Annotated in this window: 2 protein-coding genes; both read right to left on the bottom strand. The window is 70.6% G+C overall.

Annotation, left to right across the window (positions count from 1 at the left end; genetic code table 11):
- On the bottom strand, window positions 1–114 hold a 114-nt coding region (locus tag ZRA01_RS20450), incomplete at its 3' end, for a PAAR domain-containing protein (protein WP_174851640.1).
- Between the two features lie 20 nt (window positions 115–134).
- Window positions 135–528, bottom strand: a 394-nt coding sequence (locus ZRA01_RS20740) for a hypothetical protein (protein ID WP_218028786.1), incomplete at its 5' end; no start/stop codon positions are given.

The following is a 528-nucleotide window of genomic DNA, read 5'->3' as shown; positions in this document are numbered from 1 at the left end:
GGGGTCGCCGAGCAGGGCGACGGGGATGCCCTCGACCAGGTAGTAAGGCGCACCGCTGCCGACCACCTGGCCACCGTGGTCGGTCGGGTCGCCCAGGCGAATGATGGTTTTCATGGCGGTGCTCCAGCGGGCTGTCAGGTCTTGTCAGCGGGGGGTTGCGGAGAATCGCTCCTGGCAGCGTCGGGGGCGGTGGCCTGCGTTGTCGCCGCGTCGTCTGGATAGGCGCTCAATTGCCAGACCGTGGTGCGGCGGAATTGAGGTGTCTCGCCCTTGACCCGCTGCCACAGGCTGGGCTCGCCCTGGAGCACGACCTCCGGCATGGGCTCGCCCCGGCGGATGAATTGCCGGGAGCCGCCGAGCACCGGCGCCCCTTCGTCGGCGCACTGCCACCAGCCGGTTTCCGGGCAGGCCCGGCCGGTGACGGCCAGCTCGCCCAGAGGTGTCCTGGGAGACGGGGCCTCGCTGTGCCTGGCGGGGCCGGTGGGGCGGATGCGGATGGAATTGACGATGGCGTCCCAGAGTTTCAGC

The organism is Zoogloea ramigera (assembly GCF_006539865.1).
In the GTDB taxonomy this organism is placed as follows: Bacteria; Pseudomonadota; Gammaproteobacteria; order Burkholderiales; family Rhodocyclaceae; genus Zoogloea; species Zoogloea ramigera.
The sequence above is the reverse complement of the archived record's forward strand: the minus strand, read 5'-3'. Positions and strand labels throughout refer to the sequence as shown.